The 19,129-nt window shown below is 63.4% G+C and carries 24 protein-coding genes; 20 read left to right on the top strand and 4 right to left on the bottom strand.

Features of this window, described 5'->3' with window-relative positions; translation table 11 throughout:
• Positions 1-18: 18 nt before the first annotated feature.
• The 4 genes from NKJ26_RS07260 to NKJ26_RS07275 are packed head-to-tail and all read left to right on the top strand — an operon-like array spanning position 19 to position 1,520.
• Positions 19-321: an urease subunit gamma gene (locus NKJ26_RS07260; RefSeq protein WP_015314510.1), complete on the top strand. Its 303-nt coding sequence runs from the start codon at positions 19-21 to the stop codon at positions 319-321.
• Between the two features lie 15 nt (positions 322-336).
• The gene (locus tag NKJ26_RS07265) at positions 337-591 is read left to right on the top strand and encodes a DUF1272 domain-containing protein (protein ID WP_352694746.1); all 255 of its coding nucleotides are present in this window, start codon (positions 337-339) and stop codon (positions 589-591) included.
• 30 nt (positions 592-621) lie between these two features.
• A complete protein-coding gene (locus tag NKJ26_RS07270; protein WP_352694747.1) occupies positions 622-1,209 on the top strand; it encodes a HupE/UreJ family protein in 588 nt (195 codons plus the stop codon).
• Positions 1,210-1,214: 5 nt separating this feature from the next.
• Positions 1,215-1,520 carry an urease subunit beta gene (locus NKJ26_RS07275; protein ID WP_352602723.1) on the top strand — a complete coding sequence of 102 codons (306 nt, stop codon included), beginning with the start codon at positions 1,215-1,217 and terminating at the stop codon, positions 1,518-1,520.
• 20 nt (positions 1,521-1,540) lie between these two features.
• Here NKJ26_RS07275 and NKJ26_RS07280 read toward each other — a convergent pair whose 3' ends face one another.
• Both NKJ26_RS07280 and NKJ26_RS07285 read right to left on the bottom strand, forming a co-directional pair.
• Positions 1,541-2,035, bottom strand: coding sequence for a hypothetical protein (locus NKJ26_RS07280; protein ID WP_352694748.1), 495 nt, complete (start codon positions 2,033-2,035; stop codon positions 1,541-1,543).
• 114 nt (positions 2,036-2,149) lie between these two features.
• The gene (locus NKJ26_RS07285) at positions 2,150-2,521 is read right to left on the bottom strand and encodes a hypothetical protein (RefSeq protein ID WP_027024018.1); all 372 of its coding nucleotides are present in this window, start codon (positions 2,519-2,521) and stop codon (positions 2,150-2,152) included.
• A gap of 166 nt (positions 2,522-2,687) precedes the next feature.
• Here NKJ26_RS07285 and ureC point away from each other — a divergent pair, with 166 nt between their 5' ends.
• The 8 genes from ureC (at position 2,688) to NKJ26_RS07325 (ending at position 8,904) form a co-directional block, all read left to right on the top strand.
• Positions 2,688-4,400, top strand: a complete 1,713-nt coding sequence (gene ureC / locus NKJ26_RS07290) for an urease subunit alpha (RefSeq protein ID WP_502903090.1) — start codon at positions 2,688-2,690, stop codon at positions 4,398-4,400.
• A gap of 68 nt (positions 4,401-4,468) precedes the next feature.
• Positions 4,469-4,957, top strand: a complete 489-nt coding sequence (locus tag NKJ26_RS07295) for a DUF29 domain-containing protein (RefSeq protein ID WP_352602727.1) — start codon at positions 4,469-4,471, stop codon at positions 4,955-4,957.
• A 44-nt stretch (positions 4,958-5,001) separates the two neighbouring features.
• A complete protein-coding gene (locus tag NKJ26_RS07300; RefSeq protein WP_352602729.1) occupies positions 5,002-5,595 on the top strand; it encodes a hypothetical protein in 594 nt (197 codons plus the stop codon).
• Positions 5,596-5,721: 126 nt separating this feature from the next.
• A complete protein-coding gene (locus tag NKJ26_RS07305; protein WP_352694750.1) occupies positions 5,722-6,333 on the top strand; it encodes an urease accessory protein UreE in 612 nt (203 codons plus the stop codon).
• Positions 6,326-6,997, top strand: a complete 672-nt coding sequence (locus tag NKJ26_RS07310; RefSeq protein ID WP_352694899.1) for an urease accessory protein UreF — start codon at positions 6,326-6,328, stop codon at positions 6,995-6,997. The genes NKJ26_RS07305 and NKJ26_RS07310 overlap by 8 nt, the downstream gene beginning before the upstream one ends.
• Positions 6,994-7,434, top strand: a complete 441-nt coding sequence (locus NKJ26_RS07315; protein WP_352694751.1) for a DUF3995 domain-containing protein — start codon at positions 6,994-6,996, stop codon at positions 7,432-7,434. Before NKJ26_RS07310 ends, NKJ26_RS07315 begins: the two co-directional genes overlap by 4 nt.
• Positions 7,431-8,063 (top strand): urease accessory protein UreG, encoded by a 633-nt coding sequence (gene ureG / locus NKJ26_RS07320; RefSeq protein ID WP_352602735.1) that lies wholly within the window; start codon positions 7,431-7,433, stop codon positions 8,061-8,063. The genes NKJ26_RS07315 and ureG overlap by 4 nt, the downstream gene beginning before the upstream one ends.
• Before the next feature lie 73 nt (positions 8,064-8,136).
• Complete coding sequence (locus NKJ26_RS07325) at positions 8,137-8,904, top strand: class II aldolase and adducin N-terminal domain-containing protein (RefSeq protein ID WP_027024026.1); 768 nt, start codon at positions 8,137-8,139, stop codon at positions 8,902-8,904.
• Between the two features lie 271 nt (positions 8,905-9,175).
• Here NKJ26_RS07325 and NKJ26_RS07330 read toward each other — a convergent pair whose 3' ends face one another.
• Positions 9,176-9,808, bottom strand: coding sequence for an HAD family hydrolase (locus NKJ26_RS07330; protein WP_352602739.1), 633 nt, complete (start codon positions 9,806-9,808; stop codon positions 9,176-9,178).
• A 256-nt stretch (positions 9,809-10,064) separates the two neighbouring features.
• Here NKJ26_RS07330 and NKJ26_RS07335 point away from each other — a divergent pair, with 256 nt between their 5' ends.
• Complete coding sequence (locus NKJ26_RS07335; protein ID WP_352602741.1) at positions 10,065-11,024, top strand: sugar-binding transcriptional regulator; 960 nt, start codon at positions 10,065-10,067, stop codon at positions 11,022-11,024.
• Positions 11,025-11,091: 67 nt separating this feature from the next.
• On the opposite strand, the gene NKJ26_RS07340 is transcribed toward NKJ26_RS07335, so the two are convergent.
• Complete coding sequence (locus NKJ26_RS07340; protein ID WP_352694752.1) at positions 11,092-11,277, bottom strand: hypothetical protein; 186 nt, start codon at positions 11,275-11,277, stop codon at positions 11,092-11,094.
• Between the two features lie 109 nt (positions 11,278-11,386).
• Here NKJ26_RS07340 and gcvA point away from each other — a divergent pair, with 109 nt between their 5' ends.
• From gcvA to NKJ26_RS07375, 7 genes are all read left to right on the top strand, one after another.
• Positions 11,387-12,292, top strand: coding sequence for a transcriptional regulator GcvA (gene gcvA, locus NKJ26_RS07345; RefSeq protein ID WP_352694753.1), 906 nt, complete (start codon positions 11,387-11,389; stop codon positions 12,290-12,292).
• Between the two features lie 212 nt (positions 12,293-12,504).
• Complete coding sequence (locus NKJ26_RS07350; protein WP_352694754.1) at positions 12,505-13,815, top strand: ABC transporter substrate-binding protein; 1,311 nt, start codon at positions 12,505-12,507, stop codon at positions 13,813-13,815.
• A gap of 124 nt (positions 13,816-13,939) precedes the next feature.
• Positions 13,940-14,812: a carbohydrate ABC transporter permease gene (locus tag NKJ26_RS07355; RefSeq protein ID WP_352694755.1), complete on the top strand. Its 873-nt coding sequence runs from the start codon at positions 13,940-13,942 to the stop codon at positions 14,810-14,812.
• An 11-nt stretch (positions 14,813-14,823) separates the two neighbouring features.
• On the top strand, positions 14,824-15,648 hold the full coding sequence (locus NKJ26_RS07360; protein WP_352694756.1) for a carbohydrate ABC transporter permease: 825 nt from the start codon (positions 14,824-14,826) through the stop codon (positions 15,646-15,648).
• A gap of 50 nt (positions 15,649-15,698) precedes the next feature.
• Complete coding sequence (locus NKJ26_RS07365; RefSeq protein WP_352694757.1) at positions 15,699-16,697, top strand: ABC transporter ATP-binding protein; 999 nt, start codon at positions 15,699-15,701, stop codon at positions 16,695-16,697.
• A gap of 2 nt (positions 16,698-16,699) precedes the next feature.
• Positions 16,700-17,470 carry an L-iditol 2-dehydrogenase gene (locus NKJ26_RS07370; protein ID WP_352694758.1) on the top strand — a complete coding sequence of 257 codons (771 nt, stop codon included), beginning with the start codon at positions 16,700-16,702 and terminating at the stop codon, positions 17,468-17,470.
• Between the two features lie 175 nt (positions 17,471-17,645).
• Positions 17,646-19,124: a mannitol dehydrogenase family protein gene (locus NKJ26_RS07375; RefSeq protein WP_352694759.1), complete on the top strand. Its 1,479-nt coding sequence runs from the start codon at positions 17,646-17,648 to the stop codon at positions 19,122-19,124.
• Positions 19,125-19,129 lie beyond the last annotated feature (5 nt).

Here is a 19,129-nt window from a genome sequence, read left to right on the forward strand (position 1 = left end):
ATCATTTCTGGGAACCGCATGAACCTGACGCCGAGGGAAAAGGACAAGCTGCTGATCGCCATGGCAGCGATCGTGGCGCGCAAGCGGCTGGAGCGTGGCGTCAAGCTCAATCACCCGGAAGCGATCGCGCTGATCACCGATTTCGTCGTCGAGGGCGCCCGCGACGGCCGCCCCGTCGCCGAATTGATGGAAGCCGGTGCCCATGTCGTGTCTCGCGCGCAAGTGATGGAAGGCATCGCCGAAATGATCCACGACGTGCAGGTGGAAGCGACCTTCCCCGACGGCACCAAGCTGGTGACCGTGCACGAACCCATACGGTGAGGCGAGGAGACCGGGATGCTTGAATTGCGACCAAACTGCGAATGCTGCGACAAGGATCTGCCGCCGGAGGCGACGAATGCGCTGATCTGCACCTTCGAGTGCACCTTCTGCGCCGATTGCGCCGAGACCGTCCTGGATGGCGTCTGCCCCAATTGCGGCGGTAATTTTTCGGCCCGGCCGATCCGGCCGGCGGCGATGCTGAAGAAATATCCCGCTTCGACCAAACGCGTTCTCAAGGCCGAAGGCTGCGGTCCCCGCAAGGCCGCCTGAATCCCGACACTGCAAACGGAAGGCAATCCGATGATGTCAGCCAAACGTCCATCCCTCTCGGCGATCCTGCTGCTGGCCGCCTCCGTGCCGGCCTATGCACATGTCGGCATCGGCACGGCCTCCTCCTTCACCGCCGGCTTCATGCACCCGCTTTCCGGGCTCGACCACATGACCGCGATGATCGCGGTCGGGCTGTGGGCGGCACTCAAGGGCGGCAAGGCGATTCTTGCATGGCCAGCGGCCTTTGTCGGCGTCATGCTGGTCGGCGGCGCGCTTGGCATGCTGCACATGCCGCTGCCGTTCGTCGAACCGGGCATACTGGCGTCCGTGGTGGCGCTCGGGCTGCTGGTGGCGCTGGCGGTCGACCTGCCCGTCTCGGCCGGCGTCGCCATCATCGGCCTGTTCGCGCTCTTCCACGGCCATGCCCATGGCACCGAAGTGCCGGAAAATGCCGGCGGGCTCGAATACATGGCCGGCTTTGCGCTTGCCACGGTGCTGCTGCATGCGACTGGCATCGCCGCAGGCCTTAGCCTCGGCACAAGGTTGCGCGGTCTTGCCCGCCTTGCCGGCGCTGCCTGCGCCGCGCTCGGCGTCGGCCTCGCCTTCGGCGTCGTGTGACTTCAATGATTCCCGGTGAAATTATCACGGCAAGCGGCGACATCGAGCTCAACAAGGGCCTGCCGACGGTCACTCTGAAAGTTGCCAATAGCGGCGACCGGCCGATCCAGGTCGGAAGCCACTATCATTTCTTCGAGACCAATGAGGGGTTGAGGTTCGACCGCGAACAGGCGCGCGGCATGCGCCTCGACATCGCCGCCGGCACGGCCATGCGCTTCGAGCCCGGGCAGGAACGCGACGTGACGCTGGTGCCGCTCGGCGGCAAGCGCGAGGTCTACGGATTTCAACAGAAGGTGATGGGCAAGCTGTGAATTCGTCCGGCGCGCTCAACTCAACTGGGAGGCTTGGCCGCCGCGTAGATGACGATCTTTCCGGGATCGTCGAACTCGACGGCGAGAACGTCCTCGGCAAGCACGCGCCGCGACTCGATGGCATTGAACAGCAGCGCGTTGGCCTCGATCTCCTTGCGGAGCTCGGTGACGTCGTCCTGATGCTGCCGAACCTTGTTTTCGATGACCGCCGGCGGGCCGCCTTCGCTGCGCGCGGCGTCGGTGAGGAAAACGATGTCGACCTTGTCGAGCTTGGACGTCTTGCGCACCATGCCGATGTTTTCACGCGTGCGATCGATCGCCGAGCTGACTTTTCCGACTTCAGCGGTCGCCTTGGCCTCTTCCTGGTTGACCTGCGAGCCAACGATCCGGTCGACGGTCTCCGGGCTCTCAAGACCCTGCGCGTTCAGCGCGGCGTGTGGCAGGCTCGCGGCGAGAAACGCAGCCGCCGCGGTCGCATGCAGCCATCGGGCGTCGGGCAAGGTGGTGATGGCCATCGTTCCCTTTCGAGGTTTGTTTCAGCACTCAGGAAACGAAACGACTCCAGCCTTGCCACGGTTCCCTTGCCAGCGCGGCCGGCGGGCGGGATGCCGGCCAGCCGCGCTGCATCGTCAGCTCGCCTTCTTGGTGATCAGGGTCAGGGCGCCATTGGGTTCCATGCTGGCCGCGACAACCTGTGCCGACGTCATTCCCTTGGCCTCCAGCGCGGACTTCACCTTGGGCGTGGCGTCGATCGAGCTGCGCAATTTCTGCAAGCCGGCGTCGCCACGCTGGGCGATCACCTGGTTGACCTGGGTCTGGGTGTCCTTGGGCAGCTCCGTGATGTCGACGATATTGACGCTCTGGATCGCCGGCGCGGCCGGCTGAGCCTGTGGCGCGGCCGGAGCAGGCGTGGCCGGCGCCGGAGCGGGCTGTTGCTGGGCACCGGCGGCGCCCGCCAGCATCAGGGTGGCGGCGGCTGCGAGAAATATCGTTTTGCGCATGGATTTTCCTTTCCATCGATTGGCGAACGGTCGTTTTGGGATTGCCCTTCCACCTCAAACGTCAAATGGGATCAGAAGGTGTCGCCGAGCGGGTCATTGCGTGACCATTGGATGGCGACAATGTGCAGCCGGGCTTCGGCCAACCGCATTTCGGGAGCAATCGCTGATGGCTAGAATCACCCGCGCCGCCTATGCGCAGATGTACGGTCCGACCACCGGCGACAGAGTGCGGCTCGCCGATACCGAATTGTTCATCGAGGTCGAGAAAGACCTCACCATTCACGGCGAAGAAGTGAAATTCGGTGGCGGCAAGGTCATCCGCGACGGCATGGGCCAGAGCCAGGTGTCGCGAGCGCAAGGCGCGGTCGACACCGTCATCACCAACGCGCTGGTGGTCGATGCCGGCGCCGGCATCTTCAAGGCCGATATCGGCTTGCGGGACGGGCGTGTCGCGGCGATCGGCAAGGCCGGCAATCCGGACATGCAGGACGGCGTCACCATCATCATCGGCCCCGGCACCGAGATCATCGCCGGCGAAGGCAAGATCCTGACCGCCGGAGGCTTCGACGCGCACATCCACTTCATCTGCCCGCAGCAGATCGAGGAAGCGCTGATGAGCGGCATCACCACCATGCTTGGCGGCGGCACCGGCCCGGCGCATGGCACGCTGGCGACGACCTGCACGCCGGGGCCATGGCACATGGCGCGCATGATCCAGTCCTTCGACGCCTTTCCGATGAACATCGGCCTGTCGGGCAAGGGCAATGCATCGCTGTCCGCCGCGCTCGAGGAAATGGTGCTGGGCGGCGCCTGTTCGCTGAAGCTGCATGAGGACTGGGGCACGACGCCGGCGGCGATCGACTGCTGTCTGTCGGTCGCCGACGACTACGACGTGCAGGTGATGATCCACACCGATACGCTGAACGAATCCGGCTTCGTCGAGAACACGGTGGCGGCGATCAAGGGCCGCACCATTCACGCCTTCCACACCGAGGGCGCCGGGGGCGGCCACGCGCCCGACATCATCAAGGTCTGCGGGCTGCCCAACGTCATCCCGTCCTCGACCAATCCGACGCGGCCCTACACGGTCAACACGCTGGCCGAACACCTCGATATGCTGATGGTCTGCCACCATCTGTCGCCATCGATTCCCGAAGACATCGCCTTCGCCGAAAGCCGCATCCGCAAGGAGACCATCGCGGCGGAGGATATCCTGCACGATATCGGCGCCTTCTCGATCATTTCGTCGGACAGCCAAGCCATGGGCCGCGTCGGCGAGGTGGCGATCCGCACCTGGCAGACCGCCGACAAGATGAAGCGCCAGCGCGGCTCGCTGCCGCAGGAGACCGGCAACAACGACAATTTCCGCGTCCGCCGCTACATCGCCAAATACACGATCAACCCGGCGATCGCGCATGGGCTTTCGAAGGAGATCGGCTCGATCGCGGTCGGCAAACGCGCCGACCTGGTACTGTGGAACCCGGCCTTCTTCGGCGTCAAGCCGGACATGGTGCTGATCGGCGGCATGGTCGCCGCCGCCCCGATGGGGGATCCCAACGCGTCGATCCCGACGCCGCAGCCGATGCACTACCGGCCGATGTTCGGCGCCTATGGCAAGGCGCGGACCAATTCCTCGGTGACCTTCGTTTCGAAGGCGGCGCTCGAGTCCGGCCTGCATGGCAGGCTTGGTGTCGACAAGCAGTTCGTCGCCGTCGAGAACACGCGCGGCGGCATCGGCAAGCATTCGATGGTGCTCAACGATGCCACGCCGCATGTCGAGGTCGATCCAGAGACCTACGAGGTTCGCGCCGACGGCGAACTCTTGACCTGCGAGCCGGCGACGGTGCTGCCGATGGCGCAGCGGTATTTTCTGTTTTGAGTTGCCTTATACCGCGCCCGTCCCAAGAAGCCGTTTAAACGTGACGCGCTTTAGGGCATTATGCGCCCATGAACAGGATTGATCGCTTGAGGGCCCTCACGCCCTACGAAACGGATTTCGTGCAATGGAGCGCCGAACAGAGCGCGCTATTGCGCGAGGGGCGTCTTGCCGAGCTTGATCGGGAGAACGTGGCCGAGGAGATCGAGAGCTTGGGGAGGAGCGATAGGCGAGAGATCCGCAGCCGGATGGAAGTGCTGATCGCACATCTCCTGAAATGGGAGTTCCAGCCGGGCCACAGATGCCATAGCTGGCAGGCTTCAATTTCCGAACAGCGCGTTTGGATCGGAAATATCATCAAGGACAGCCCGAGCCTCCGCCGCTATCCCGCGCAGATTTTCGACGAGGCGTACAAAGACGCTTTACCTGTCGCGGTAAGGGAGACAGGTCTAAGGAAATCCCATTTCCCAAGCGAACCTCCCTTTACATCCAAGCAGGCGCTCGATGGACGATTTTGGCCTGGCGGCCCGCTTTCGATGAACGATTTTCTGCGAGACTAGCCCAGAACCCCAAGAGCGCCGTCACTCCTTAGCTTGTCGAGGCCATGGCCAACGAAATAGCCTCTCCCCACGACATCTTCCCGCATATCCGCATCGTCATGGGCATGGTGATCGGGCTTGGCGTCGCCCGCTTGCTGTCGGGGGTGGCCCGCATCGTCCAGCATCCCGGCCAGTACCGGCTCTATCCCGTGCATCTGGCCTGGGTCGCCTCGGTGCTGTTGATGCTGGTGCATTTCTGGTGGTGGGAGTTCGGCCTCTACGCCATCGAGACCTGGACCTTCGGCAAATACCTTTTCATCATCTTCTACGCCATCACGCTGTTCCTGCTCTGCGCCCTGCTGTTCCCGGATTCGATGCTGGACTACACCAGCTACGAGGATTTCTTCTATTCGCGCCGGGCCTGGTTTTTCGGCCTGCTGGCCGCCACTTATTTGCTCGACGTGATCGACACATTGCTGAAAGGACCGGAGCATTTCGCCCGCTTCGGCAGTGAATATCTGTTCCGCACGCCGGTCTTCGTCGCGTTCTGCATCGCCGCGATCCTGGTGCGCGACCGCCGCTTCCACGTCGCCTTTGTCGCCGCCGCGCTCATCTACCAGATATCGTTCATCCTGCGGCTCTTCGACACGATCGTTTGAGCGGCATTGGGATGATGCGGGGGATGGTCTAGGTTTGCCGGAAAATGGATAGTCATAGCGCATCAACGGCCGTTCGACCGGTCCCGGCACGACGCGTCCGTCCGCAAGCCAACAGGGGTCCTTTCGATGAAGCTCGACATCAAGACCGATTTCACCAAATTCCCGCGCGCCGTCTCGGTTCTGACCGCCGCCAATGCAGGAGCCGCCACGCCGTCGGGCCGTGCAGTGCTCGCCCATGACGAGCGGCATCTGCGTCGCCGGGCTGTCGAACTTTCCGACGGCAGCAGAGTGCTGGTCGACCTGCCCGAACCTGTCACCCTGAACGATGGCGACCGGCTGGTGCTCGAAGACGGCGGCCAGATCGAGATCGTCGCGGCGCCGGAAGAGGTCTACGACATCCGCGCCCGCGATGCCGTGCATCTGGCCGAACTCGCCTGGCATATCGGCAACCGGCATCTCGCCGCGAGCATCGAGGCGCACCGCATTCTCATCCTGCGCGACCATGTCATCAAGGCGATGCTGGAGGGGCTCGGCGCCACGGTGACGGACGTCTCCGAGCCATTCAAGCCGGTGCGCGGCGCCTATTCCGGCCATGCGGATCACGGCCATGATCACGGCCACGCACATAGCCACGCCGAAGCGCATTCCCACGCGCATGGCGAAGCGCATTCCCACGCGCATGGCGAAGCGCATTCCCATTCGCATTCCCATGCAGGCCATCATCACGACCATGACTGACCAGCCGTCCACCGTCGCCCTGCTGCGGCTGATGGCGTGGCTGTCGCCGGCCTTTCCGGTCGGCGGCTTTTCCTACAGCCATGGTCTCGAGCGGGCGGTGCATGACGGGCTGGTCGACGATGCCGGCAGCCTTGCCGGCTGGCTGGAGACATTGGTCGAAATGGGCTCGGGCTGGAACGACGCGGTGCTGTTCGCCGAGAGCTGGCGCCGCGCCCGGCATGCCGGCGATCTCGACGAAGTAGCGGCACTGGCCGAAGGGCTCGCCGGCTCACGCGAGCGCCACGCCGAGACAATGCTGCAAGGCGCCGCTTTCCTGAAAGCGGCAGCGGCCTGGCCCAACCCTGTGCTGGAGCGCCTGCCGGCCGAATGCGCCTATTGCGTCGCTGTCGGTGCCCTTGCCGGCGGCAACGGCATTGCGCTTCAAGACGCGCTGTCCGCCTTCCTGCAAACCTTCTTCTCAAACCTCGTGCAGGCGGCCATCAGGCTCGGCATTGTCGGCCAGAGCGGGGCCACGGCACTGCTTGCCGGCTTCGAGCCGCTGGCATTGTCGACCGCTGCCCGCGCCGCTCGCTCGACATTGGACGATCTCGGCGGCTGCGCCTTCGTTTCCGACGTCATGGCAATGAAACACGAAACCCAATACTCGCGATTGTTTCGCTCATGATCATCCTCGCCTTCGTGCTTTCGGCCGTCCTGCTGCTGATCACCGCATTGCATGTCTATTGGGGTATCGGCGGCATCTGGCCGGGCAAGGATGCGGCCTCTTGCGCCCGCGCCGTCGTCGGCTTTCGTGGTGTCGACGAAATGCCGACGCCCCTGGCCAGTTTCGCCGTTGCAGCGTGCCTTTGCCTAGCCACGCTGTGGCCACTGGCGCTTGAAGGCGTGTTTGCGTCGCCCTTCCCCAGGGAAGGGCTCGCCGCCACCTCGCTGCTCATCGGCTTGGTGTTCCTGGGACGAGGCATTGCCGGTTTCACGCCCTGGTGGCGGCGGCTGGCGCCGGAGCAGCCTTTCGCGCGGCTCGACCTGCGCTATTATTCGCCGCTGTGCCTGCTGATCGGGCTCGGCTTTGCCGTCCTTGCCATCACGGAGTTTCCCGCATGACACAGAAAAATGGTCCGCTGCGCGTCGGCATTGGCGGCCCGGTCGGCTCGGGCAAGACGACGTTGACCGAAAAGCTGTGCAAGGCGCTGCGCGACGAATTCTCGATCGCCGTCGTCACCAACGACATCTACACCAAGGAAGACGCCATGATGTTGGCCCGGCTGCAGGCGCTGCCGGAAGATCGCATCATGGGGGTAGAGACCGGCGGCTGCCCGCATACGGCCATCCGTGAGGACGCCTCGATCAATCTGCAGGCGATCGCCGAGATGAACCGGAAATTTCCGGATCTCGACATCGTTTTCATCGAATCCGGCGGCGACAATCTCGCCGCCACTTTCTCGCCGGATCTCGCCGACCTGACGCTCTATGTCATCTCGGTCTGCCAGGGCGAGGAGATCCCAAGGAAGGGCGGGCCGGCGATCACCCGCTCCGATTTCCTGGTCATCAACAAGAGCGATCTGGCGCCTTATGTGAACGTCAACCTGGATGTCATGGAGAGCGACGCCGGCCGCATGCGCGGCAAGCGTCCGTTCGGCTTCACCGACCTGTCGCGCGGCAAGGGGCTCCAGGCGGTCATCGATTTCATCGTCGAGCATGGCGGACTGCATTCCGCCCGTTCGGCCGCCTGACAACTGCGCCACCAGTTTGCCGTTGCTGGCCGGCGGCCGGCACGGCATTCTCTCCAAAACCGGAGGATTTTCGATGAGCATCGCCCGCCTGCAAAAGGAAACGCTGAGCAACCTGCCGTTCTACGCGGAGCGTGTCGATCTCGCTTGCGCCTTCCGCTGGACGGCAAGGCTCAACATGCACGAGGCCGTGGCCAACCATTTCTCGTTGGCCGTCAACGACGACGGAACGAAGTTCCTGATGAACCCCAACCAGGTGCATTTCTCGCGCATCAAGGCGAGCGACCTGATCGAGATCGATGCCAACGACCCCGACACGCTGTCCGGCCCCGACGCGCCCGACCCGACGGCCTGGGGCCTGCACGGCGCCATCCATCGCAACGTTCCCCACGCGCGCTGCGTCATGCATGTGCACTCGATCCACGCCACGGTTCTGGCTTCGCTCGCCGATTCTCGCCTGCCGCCGATCGACCAGAATTCGGCGATGTTCTTCAACCGCCATGTCGTCGACGCGCATTATGGCGGGCTGGCCTTCGAGGAGGAAGGCGAGCGCTGCTCGCAACTCCTTGCCGACCCCAAGGTCAAGGTGATGGTGATGGGCAATCACGGCGTGCTGGTCATCGGCGACACGGTCGCCGACGCCTTCAACCGCATGTTCTATTTCGAACGCGCCGCCGAGACATACATCAAGGCGCTGTGGACCGGCCGCCCGCTGCGCACGCTTTCCGACGAAATTGCGGAAAAGGCGGCGAGCGAGATGGACGACTATCCCGGCCAGGCCGAACGCCATCTCAGCGAGCTGAAGGCGATCCTCGACGAGCAGGAGCCGGTTTATCGGAATTAAAGCCGGACTCTTCCTTCTCGCCGTTTACGCTACGCTATCCATCTTTTGTGACCGGCGTGAACGACCGGCCCGAGGCTTGATTGCCAGGTGGTTCCCCCAATCCGTCGCTGCTTCGCAGCGCCACCTTTCCCCCCTCCGGAGGGAAAGGAAGGGAGCGTTGCTAGACGAGCGTTGATGAAAAAAAAGCTTGGCGCCCTTCCTCTCCCCCGTCGATCGGGGGAGAGGTGGCTCGGCGAAGCCGAGACGGAGTGGGGGTCGACCAGCGCTTAGCTCAAAGCCCCAGTTCTCTGCGCAATTCCCCGGCGCTGCTGATGACGATGGCACCCGGCGGCCCTTCCATCGGCTTTTCAGGCCAGAAGATCGTCTTCATTCCCGCCGCCAGCCCCGCCATGGCGCCCGGCCAGCTGTCGTCGATCGCCACCGCCTGCGCGGGATCGACATCGGCGAGATAGGCGGCGCGCAGGAACGGCTCGGGGTGTGGCTTGCCTTCGCGCACGTCGTTGCGGCTGATCGTCTTCATGCCGGGATAGATCATTCCGACCATGCGCAGATTGGCGTCGACGATCATCCGGTCCGAATTCGAAACCACGGCTTGCTGCACGCCAAGCCCGCGCAATTCGTTGAAGATCTCGATCGCGCCGGGGCGCGGCTTCAAGGTCGCGACAAGCGGCAGATAGTGCTCGTATTTGTGAACGATCCACTCGTCGAAGGGCAGATCCAGGCCGAACTCGTCGCGCATCATCAGGTAGACCGGCCAGGCAGCGACGCCGAGAACGCGTTCGTGCAGGTCGGGTGGGGGCGTGAGGCCGACATAGCGCATCGCCGCCACCAGGGCTGCTTCGTGCAGCGGTTCGCTGTCCACCAGCGTGCCGTCCATGTCCCAGAAAACCGCTTTCGGTGTCATGCAACGCTCCTTTTTGCGTTCCCTTAAAGGGTTTGCCTCGGGAGATAAACCATCCGGGCGGCAGAACGTGCCGCCTGCCCGGATGGAAAAACGTCCTTTTCCCTGCCGCGGGATGCGCAGGCCGAAGACGTTCCGGCCGAGCCGTGCACCGGCCGAGGCAAGCAATTGCCCTGGAGATTGACAATTGCGCAGCAGCCTGTTCCCTGCGAAAGTAGGACGGGCCGCCCTGATGACTGGCGGTTTCGGGAGGCAGGACGTGAATACCCGGCAAGATAGCGGCAGCAACAGGCTGGACGAGGCGGCGCGTGCCGGCTGGCTTTATTATGTTGCCGGCAATACGCAGGACCAGATCGCCGCCACGCTCGGCATCTCGCGGCAGACGGCGCAGCGGCTGGTGTCGCTGGCGGTGTCGGAAGGCTTGATCAAGGTCCGCGTCGACCATCCGATCGCCAACTGCCTCGATCTGGCGAGCCGGCTGAAATCCCGCTTCGCGCTCGACCTGGTCGAGGTCGTGCCGAGCGATCCCACCTCCTCGTCGACGACGATCGGCATTGCGGAGGCAGCCGCAGCCGAGATTGAAAAACGGCTGAGATCGCCGACTCCGATCGTGCTGGCGATCGGAACCGGCCGTACGCTGAAGGCGGCGATCGAACAATTGCCGCCGATGGAGTGCCCGCAGCACAAGGTGGTTTCGTTGACCGGCAACATCTCGCCGGACGGTTCGGCCGCTTTTTACAACGTCATCTTCACCATGGCCGACAGGGTCAAGGCGCGATCATTCCCGATGCCGCTGCCGGTCATCGCCTCCTCGCCGCAGGAGCGCGAGATGCTGCTCAATCAGCCGATGATCCAGCCGACGCTGGCGCTTGCCGCCGAGGCCGACGTGACCTTCGTCGGCATCGGCGACCTCGGTCCGAAGGCACCGCTCTACGAGGACGGCTTCATTTCCGAAGCGGAGCTGAAGGCGCTGCAAAAGGCAGGAGGCATTGCCGAGATCGTCGGCTGGGTGTTCGATCGCGACGGACGGATGATCGAAGGCATCACCAACGACCGCGTGTCGTCGGCGTCGCTGCCGTCACGCGAGAAGTCGCTGGTCATCGCGCTTGCGATGGGCGAACGCAAGCTGCCGGGCATCCTGGCGGCCGTGAACCGCCGGCTGGTCAACGGGCTCATCACCGACGAACGGACGGCCGCCGCCCTGCTGGCCGGCGCATGACGCCGGACTGCCATCGTATGCGAGGCCGCGGCAGCGCGGCGCGCGATTTGCGATAAGGCCAGCCGGGCTATCCATGCCGTCCGAAAGGATCGTTGCCGTCGAGGAAACCGAGGTCCCGTTGCAGATGCGGCGACAGATCCCGTATATCGAGATGCGCGCGTTTTCTGATCGCGAACCAGCCGAATCCGTCCGAAAGCCACGAAATCCAGCGGTGATCGGGAGTGGGACTGCACTTTTGCTGCGCCATGGTCATGATCGTCAACCTTCGCTATCTTGAACCCTGATGACGGGTAACGATGAATGTCGGTCTTGCCAGCCGCCTTTGCCAATCGAACCTCGATAATGACCCATAAGGAGGCTTTATGCCTGACCTGAGCTCGCGACAGGTTTCGCAGCTACCGCCGCTGCAAGCGATCCGGGTGTTCGAAGCGGTGGCGCGGCAGCTTTCCTTCACCAAGGCCGCCGAGGAACTCGGCATGACACAGGCAGCGGTCAGCTATCAGATCAAGGTGCTGGAGGAGCGGGTGGGCGGGCCGCTGTTCCTGCGGCGGCCGCGCCAGGTGGCGCTGACCGAAGCCGGACAGCGCCTTGCACCTGCGGTCAGCGAGGCCTTCGCCATTCTCGGTCAGGCCTATGCCGCGGCGCGCGCGGGAGCCGATGGATTGCTGTGCGTGAGCACGGTGCTGACCTTTGCCTCGAACTGGCTGGCACACCATCTGGGCTCGTTCCAGATCGCTCATCCATCACTTGCCGTGCGGCTCGACACGTCGAGCCGGCTGACGGATTTTGCCCGCGAGGACGTCGACCTCGCCATCCGTTCGGGCGGCGGTAAATGGCCGGGGCTGGAAGCGCACAAGCTTTTCGATGCCGATTTCACGCCGATGCTGAGCCCCAAGCTCGCGGCGAGCATCGGCGGTATCAAGGAACCGGCGGACCTGTTGCGGCTGCCGATCCTTGATCCCGGCGACATCTGGTGGACGCAGTGGTTCGAAGCTGCCGGCGTGCACTCGCACGACCTTGCCAGGCGGCCGGGCAGCAGCATGGGCGCACAGGCCTACGAGGCCAATGCGGCAATCGCCGGCCATGGCGTGGCAATCCTGACCAGGGCGCTGTTCAAGGCGGAGCTGGCCGACGGCCGCCTGGTCCAGCCTTTCGATCTGGTTGGCGACGACGGCCACGCCTTTTGGCTGGTCTATCCGGAGGCGCGCCGCAACCTGCCGAAGATCCGCGCCTTCCGCGACTGGCTGCTGGCCGAGATCGCCTGCTGAGGGGCAGCCTATACAGTCCCGAAGCCTTGCTGGCGTCGCCCGATATCCGTGCGGCGGCTGAGACCAGCCTTGCAATCTTCATGCGCTCGTTGCCCGCCGGCGTCAGCCAGTGCTGCGCTGCAGCATCGAATCCGGCTTGACATAATTAATGCCAAATGAATAATTGCTCACAGCCAAGGCAAATGCTCATCTTGGTTTATGGGAGGAATTTGATGAAACTTCGTACGCTCATCCTGGGCTTGTGCTCGGCCAGCGCGCTTGCGTTCGCCGCCCACGCCGAATCCATCACCATCGCCACCGTCAACAATGGCGATATGGTCCGCATGCAGAAGTTGACCGACGACTTCACCAAGGCCAACCCCGACATCCAGCTCAACTGGGTCACGCTCGAGGAAAACGTGCTGCGCGAGCGCGTCACCACCGACATCGCCACCAAGGGTGGCCAGTACGACGTGATGACCATCGGCACTTACGAAGTTCCGATCTGGGCCAAGCAGAGCTGGCTGTTGCCGCTCGACAAGCTCGGCGACGACTACGACACCAAGGATATCATTCCGGCGATCGCCGGTGGCCTCTCGGTCGACGGCAAGCTCTATGCCGCGCCATTCTACGGCGAAAGTTCCTTCGTCATGTACCGCAAGGACCTGATCGAGAAGGCGGGCCTGAAGATGCCCGACGCGCCGACCTGGGATTTCATCAAGCAGGCCGCAGACAAGATGACCGATCGCGCCAATGGCGTGAACGGCGTCTGCCTGCGCGGCAAGGCCGGCTGGGGCGAGAACATGGCCTTCCTGACGGCGATGTCGAATTCCTTCGGCGCCCGCTGGTTCGACGAGAACTGGAAGCCGCAGTTCGACCAGCCCGAATGGAAGAACACATTGCAGTTCTATGTCGACCTGATGAAGGCCGACGGCCCGGAGGGCGCGTCCTCCAACGGCTTCAACGAAAACCTGGCGCTCTTCCAGCAGGGCAAGTGCGGCATGTGGATCGACGCCACCGTCGCCGCCTCCTTCGTCTCCGACCCGAAGGCATCGCAGGTCGCCGACAAGGTCGGTTATGCGCTGGCGCCGGACAATGGCTTGGGCAAGCGCGGCAACTGGCTGTGGGCTTGGTCGCTGGCTATTCCCGCCGGCACCCAGAAGGCCGATGCCGCCGAGAAATTCGTGTCATGGGCAACCAGCAAGCATTATGCTGAACTGGTCGCGTCGAAGGAAGGCTGGGCCAACGTTCCGCCGGGAACGCGCTCCTCGCTCTACGCCAACCCCGAGTACCAGAAGGCGGCTCCATTCGCCAAGATGACGCTGGACTCGATCAACGCCGCCGACCCGACGCATCCGACCGTCAAGCCGGTGCCCTATGTCGGCGTCCAGTTCGTCGCCATTCCCGAGTTCCAGGGACTTGGCACCACTGTCGGCCAGCTCTTCTCGGCGGCTCTTGCCGGACAGTCGAGCGTCGACGATGCGTTGAAGCAGGCCCAGGACGCCGCCACCGCGACGATGACCGAAGGCGGCTATATCAAGTAAGGCTCCTCCCGGTGCCTAAGGCCGGCCGCCGACCATGGCCGGCAACGGCCGCCCGAAACCCAGTTCGGGCGGCCACTTTCGACAGCTTGAGAAAATTCCGTCCGATCCTTGAAGGGTGACCGTCATGGCTACTCAGCAGACCCGTTCGCTTGCCCGCTTCATGATGGCGCCAGCAGTGGTGTTGTTGTTCGTCTGGATGATTGTTCCGCTGCTCTTCACTCTGTGGTTTTCCTTTCTGCAGTACAATCCGCTCAATCCGATCCGCGACGGGTTCGTCTGGTTTTCGAACTACACGTTGTTCTACTCCAATCCGGCTTTCCTTCAGTCGATCCTCAACACCCTCACGCTGGTGGTCAGCGTGCTGTTGATCACGGTGATCGGCGGCATCCTGCTGGCGCTGCTGATCGATCAGCCGATGTGGGGACAAGGGATCGTCCGCATCCTCGTCATCTCGCCGTTCTTCGTCATGCCGCCAGTGGCGGCATTGGTCTGGAAGAACATGATCATGCACCCGCAATACGGGGTGTTCGCCGATATCGCCCGCTTCTTCGGTGTGCAGCCGATCGACTGGTTCGGGCAACATCCGATGCTGGCGATCATCATCATCGTCGCCTGGCAGTGGCTGCCTTTCGCGACATTGATCCTGCTCACCGCGCTGCAATCGCTCGACGCTGAGCAGAAGGAAGCCGCCGAGATGGACGGCGCGGGCTTCATCAGCCGCTTCATCTACCTGACGCTGCCGCATATGTCGCGCGCCATCACCGTCGTCATCCTGATCCAGACGATTTTCCTGCTTTCCGTCTATGCCGAGATCCTCGTCACCACCAATGGCGGTCCGGGATACGCTTCCACCAACTTGCCCTTCCTCGTCTACCAGAAGGCGTTGCTGGAGTTCAAAATCGGCCAGGCATCCGCAGGCGGTGTGATCGCCGTCATTCTCGCCAACATCGTCGCCTTCTTCGCCATGCGCGCCGTCGGCAAGAACCTGGACAGATAAGGGAGGACAACATGGCACGTGCAGTCACCACCCGGCACAAGACGATCGCGACCGCGGCCGCCTGGATCGTCGCTTTGCTGATCTTCTTCCCGATCCTCTACACCATCATCACCTCGTTCAAGTCGGAGCAGGAGGCGATCCAGGGCTTCAACCTGATCCCGTCCGGGACGTTCGAGAGCTATTCCGAGGTCCAGGCGCAGAACGGCTATTTCAAGTTCTTCTTCAACTCGGTGCTGCTCTCGGTCGGCTCGACCATCCTTGCCTTGCTGTTCGCCATCCCGGCGGCATGGTCGATGGCCTTCTCGCCGACCAAGCGGACCAAGGACATCCTGATGTGGATGCTGTCCACCAAGATGATGCCGGCGGTTGCCGTGCTGTTCCCGATCTATCTTATCTTCCGCGACACCGGCCTGCTCGACAGCCGCATCGGCCTGATGATCATGCTGATGCTGATCAACCTGCCGATCGTGGTGTGGATGCTCTACACCTATTTCCGGGAAATACCGGGCGAGATCCTGGAAGCAGCGCGCATGGACGGCGCCTCGCTGTGGAACGAGATCATCTATGTGCTGACGCCGATGGCCGTGCCGGGCATCGCCTCGACCATGCTCCTGAACATCATTCTGGCCTGGAACGAGGCGTTCTGGACGATCCGGCTGACCACCACGGAAGCAGCGCCGCTGACGGCCTTCATCAGTTCCTTCTCCAGCCCGCAAGGCCTGTTCTGGGCCAAGCTTTCGGCCGCCTCGACGCTGGCCATCGCGCCGATCCTGATCATGGGCTGGTTCAGCCAGAAGCAGCTGGTGCGCGGCCTGACATTTGGTGCCGTGAAGTAATACCGCCGCAAGCGACAGACGCCGGACAATAAGCCCTCGGGGAGGAAACCATGGGAAACATCACGCTCAAGAACGTCTCCAAATCCTTCGGATCGACGTCCATCATCCCCGGCCTCGACCTGGTGATCGAGAATGGCGAGTTCGTCGTCTTCGTCGGCCCGTCGGGTTGCGGCAAGTCAACGCTGTTGCGGCTGATCGCCGGGCTGGAGGACACAAGCGGCGGCAGCATCAACATCGACGGCCGTGACGTGACCGGCGAGGCGCCGGCCAAGCGGAAGCTGGCCATGGTGTTCCAGTCCTACGCGCTTTACCCGCATATGACGGTGGCCAAGAACATCGCCTTCCCGCTGAAGATGGCGGGCGAGGATCCGGCGACCATCGACAGGAAGGTGAAGGACGCGGCACGCGTGCTGAACCTGACCAACTATCTCGAGCGCCGGCCCGGCCAACTCTCCGGCGGCCAGCGCCAGCGCGTCGCCATCGGGCGCGCCATCGTGCGCCAGCCCTCGGCCTTCCTGTTCGACGAGCCACTGTCCAACCTCGACGCCGCACTGCGCGGCACCATGCGGCTGGAGATCAGCGAACTGCATCATCAGCTCAAGACGACGATGATCTACGTCACCCACGACCAGGTCGAAGCCATGACCATGGCCGACAAGATCGTCGTGCTGAACGCCGGCAATATCGAGCAGGTCGGCTCGCCGATGGAGCTCTACAAGACGCCGCGCAACCTGTTCGTCGCCGGCTTCATAGGCTCGCCGAAGATGAACCTGATCGAAGGCGCGCCGGCCGCCAAAAATGGTGCCAAGACGATCGGCATCCGTCCCGAGCATATGCAGATTTCGACGACGGCAGGCGATTGGAAGGCAACTGTCGGCGTTGCCGAGCACCTCGGCTCCGACACCTTCCTGCACGTCCAGGCCGATGGCGTCGGTCCGCTGACGGTGCGCGCCGACGGCGAACTCGCGGTGCGCCATGGCGACACCATCTACCTGACCCCGGACAAGACCAAGCTGCATCGCTTCGGCGCCGACGGCAAGGCGATGTGAGCATGCGGCTGGCCGGTAAATCTGCGCTGATCACGGGTTCGGCGCGCGGCATCGGCAAGGCTTTCGCCGAAGCCTATGCGCGCGAAGGCGCTACGGTGGCGATCGCCGACATCAACCTCGAAGCTGCCGAGAAGACGGCCGGCGAGATCGGCGGCAAGACCTACGCCGTAAAGCTCGACGTCACCGACCAGGCCTCCATCGACGCAGCGGTAGGAGTGGTGGAGACCAGGACCGGCGGCCTCGACATCCTGATCAACAATGCCGCTTTGTTCGATCTCGCGCCGATCGTCGAGATATCGAGGGCGAGCTATGAAAAGCTGTTCTCCGTCAACGTCGCCGGAACGCTGTTCATGCTCCAGGCGGCCGCGCGCTCGATGATCGCGCGGGGCAAGGGCGGCAGGATCATCAACATGGCGAGCCAGGCCGGACGACGTGGTGAAGCGCTGGTCGGCGTCTACTGCGCGACCAAGGCCGCCGTCATCTCGCTGACCCAGTCGGCGGGGCTCGACCTGATCAAGCATCGCATCAACGTCAACGCCATCGCGCCGGGTGTCGTCGACGGCGAGCACTGGGATCATGTCGATGCGCTGTTCGCCAAATATGAAAACCGGCCGAAGGGCGAGAAGAAGAAGCTGGTTGGCGAGGCGGTTCCCTATGGCCGTATGGGCACGGCCCAGGACCTTGCCGGCATGGCGGTGTTTCTCGCCAGCGCCGACGCCGAATACATCGTCGCCCAGACCTACAATGTCGATGGCGGCCAGTGGATGAGTTGAGGGCGGGACGGCCTCTTCTTCCCGTACCTCCGCGGGAGAAGAGGCCAGCACGCAGATGGGGGGCGGCATCGACCTCGGAAGGGAAGCGCCGCCCCTCCTCTTATCCTCTTCCCGCGAAGGACGGGGAGAGGGGGAATGACGAAGGCCGTAGCCTGGCCAAAAAGGGTCGAAAAACATGACTGTGAAACTCTCTTCTTCCAATCTCGCGAACCTGCCCGCCAACGTCGCCGGTCCGAAATACGACCGCTCCAAATTGAGGGCCGGCATCGTTCATTTCGGCGTCGGCAATTTCCATCGCTCGCACCAGGCGGTCTATCTCGACGACCTGTTCAATTCGGGCATCGGCCATGATTGGGCGCTGGTCGGCGCCGGCGTGTTCGAGGGCGAGAAGGCCGGCCGCGCCAGACTGGAGGAGCAGGACTGGCTGACTACCGTGGTCGAGCAGGATAGCGGCCATATGAGCGCCCGCGTCACCGGCTCCATGATCGACTTCCTGACGCCGGGGGATGCCGCCGGCATCGTCGAGCGGCTTGCCGACCCGGCGATCAAGATCGTGTCGCTGACCATCACCGAAGGCGGCTATTTCATCGACCCGGCCTCCGGCGTCTTCAACCCTACCCACCCCGACATCGTCGCCGACGCGCAAGCAGGCGCGACACCGAAGACGGTGTTCGGCATCATCCTCGCCGGACTGGTGCGCCGCCGCGACGAGGGCACAGTGCCGTTCACCGTGATGTCCTGCGACAACATCCCCCACAACGGCCATGTCACCTCCGACGGCGTCATCGGCCTTGCCCGTCTGATCGACGAGGATCTGGCAAGCTGGGTCGGGGATCATGTCGCCTTTCCCAACGGCATGGTCGATCGCATTACGCCCGCCACGTCAGATCGCGAGCGCGGCATCCTGGCCAAGGACTTTGGCGTCGAAGACAACTGGCCGGTGTTCTGCGAGCCGTTCCGGCAATGGGTGCTGGAGGACCATTTCACCGACGGTCGCCCGCCGCTGGAAAAGGTCGGCGTGCAGTTCGTCAAAGACGTTGCGCCGTACGAGTTGATGAAGATCCGCATCCTCAATGGCGGCCACGCCACCATCGCCTATCCAGCCGGGTTGATGGATATCCATTTCGTCCATGAGGCGATGCAGGAGCCATTGGTCGCCGGCTTTCTGGCAAAACTCGAACGGGAAGAAATCATCCCGACCGTGCCGCCGGTTCCGGACACCGTTCTGGAGGAGTATTATCAGCTCATCGAAAGCCGCTTTTCCAATCCCAAGATCGGCGACACGGTGCGCCGGCTCTGCCTCGACGGCTCCAACCGCCAGCCGAAATTCATCATCCCGACCATCGCCGACCGGCTGAAAGCGGGAAAAGGTGTCGCCGGACTGGCGCTGGAATCGGCCCTTTGGTGCCGATACTGCTACGGCACGACGGACAGCGGCGCCGCCATTGAGCCCAACGACCCGAGCTGGGACCGGCTGCAGGCGACGGCGAAGGCGGCAAAAGACGCGCCCGCCGCCTGGCTTGCCATGGAGGATATCTATGGCGACGTCGGCCGTGCCACGGCGTTTGTCGAGGCCTTCGCTCACGCGCTCAATGTGCTATGGGCAAATGGCACGCGCGCCACGCTGACGCGCTATCTCGCCGGCCAGCTCTGAGCGCA

The sequence above is a fragment of the Mesorhizobium sp. M0152 genome (genome assembly GCF_040322415.1).
GTDB lineage: Bacteria > Pseudomonadota > Alphaproteobacteria > Rhizobiales > Rhizobiaceae > Mesorhizobium.

Bases quoted from the DNA above. Each gene is read 5' to 3' on its own strand.
- NKJ26_RS07260 (WP_015314510.1), top strand. From the start codon at position 19: ATGAACCTGACGCCGAGGGAAAAGGACAAGCTGCTGATCGCCATGGCA.
- NKJ26_RS07265 (WP_352694746.1), top strand. From the start codon at position 337: ATGCTTGAATTGCGACCAAACTGCGAATGCTGCGACAAGGATCTGCCG.
- NKJ26_RS07270 (WP_352694747.1), top strand. From the start codon at position 622: ATGATGTCAGCCAAACGTCCATCCCTCTCGGCGATCCTGCTGCTGGCC.
- NKJ26_RS07275 (WP_352602723.1), top strand. From the start codon at position 1,215: ATGATTCCCGGTGAAATTATCACGGCAAGCGGCGACATCGAGCTCAAC.
- NKJ26_RS07280 (WP_352694748.1), bottom strand. From the start codon at position 2,035: ATGGCCATCACCACCTTGCCCGACGCCCGATGGCTGCATGCGACCGCG.
- NKJ26_RS07285 (WP_027024018.1), bottom strand. From the start codon at position 2,521: ATGCGCAAAACGATATTTCTCGCAGCCGCCGCCACCCTGATGCTGGCG.
- ureC (WP_502903090.1), top strand. From the start codon at position 2,688: ATGGCTAGAATCACCCGCGCCGCCTATGCGCAGATGTACGGTCCGACC.
- NKJ26_RS07295 (WP_352602727.1), top strand. From the start codon at position 4,469: ATGAACAGGATTGATCGCTTGAGGGCCCTCACGCCCTACGAAACGGAT.
- NKJ26_RS07300 (WP_352602729.1), top strand. From the start codon at position 5,002: ATGGCCAACGAAATAGCCTCTCCCCACGACATCTTCCCGCATATCCGC.
- NKJ26_RS07305 (WP_352694750.1), top strand. From the start codon at position 5,722: ATGAAGCTCGACATCAAGACCGATTTCACCAAATTCCCGCGCGCCGTC.
- NKJ26_RS07310 (WP_352694899.1), top strand. From the start codon at position 6,326: ATGACTGACCAGCCGTCCACCGTCGCCCTGCTGCGGCTGATGGCGTGG.
- NKJ26_RS07315 (WP_352694751.1), top strand. From the start codon at position 6,994: ATGATCATCCTCGCCTTCGTGCTTTCGGCCGTCCTGCTGCTGATCACC.
- ureG (WP_352602735.1), top strand. From the start codon at position 7,431: ATGACACAGAAAAATGGTCCGCTGCGCGTCGGCATTGGCGGCCCGGTC.
- NKJ26_RS07325 (WP_027024026.1), top strand. From the start codon at position 8,137: ATGAGCATCGCCCGCCTGCAAAAGGAAACGCTGAGCAACCTGCCGTTC.
- NKJ26_RS07330 (WP_352602739.1), bottom strand. From the start codon at position 9,808: ATGACACCGAAAGCGGTTTTCTGGGACATGGACGGCACGCTGGTGGAC.
- NKJ26_RS07340 (WP_352694752.1), bottom strand. From the start codon at position 11,277: ATGACCATGGCGCAGCAAAAGTGCAGTCCCACTCCCGATCACCGCTGG.
- gcvA (WP_352694753.1), top strand. From the start codon at position 11,387: ATGCCTGACCTGAGCTCGCGACAGGTTTCGCAGCTACCGCCGCTGCAA.
- NKJ26_RS07350 (WP_352694754.1), top strand. From the start codon at position 12,505: ATGAAACTTCGTACGCTCATCCTGGGCTTGTGCTCGGCCAGCGCGCTT.
- NKJ26_RS07355 (WP_352694755.1), top strand. From the start codon at position 13,940: ATGGCTACTCAGCAGACCCGTTCGCTTGCCCGCTTCATGATGGCGCCA.
- NKJ26_RS07360 (WP_352694756.1), top strand. From the start codon at position 14,824: ATGGCACGTGCAGTCACCACCCGGCACAAGACGATCGCGACCGCGGCC.
- NKJ26_RS07365 (WP_352694757.1), top strand. From the start codon at position 15,699: ATGGGAAACATCACGCTCAAGAACGTCTCCAAATCCTTCGGATCGACG.
- NKJ26_RS07370 (WP_352694758.1), top strand. From the start codon at position 16,700: ATGCGGCTGGCCGGTAAATCTGCGCTGATCACGGGTTCGGCGCGCGGC.
- NKJ26_RS07375 (WP_352694759.1), top strand. From the start codon at position 17,646: ATGACTGTGAAACTCTCTTCTTCCAATCTCGCGAACCTGCCCGCCAAC.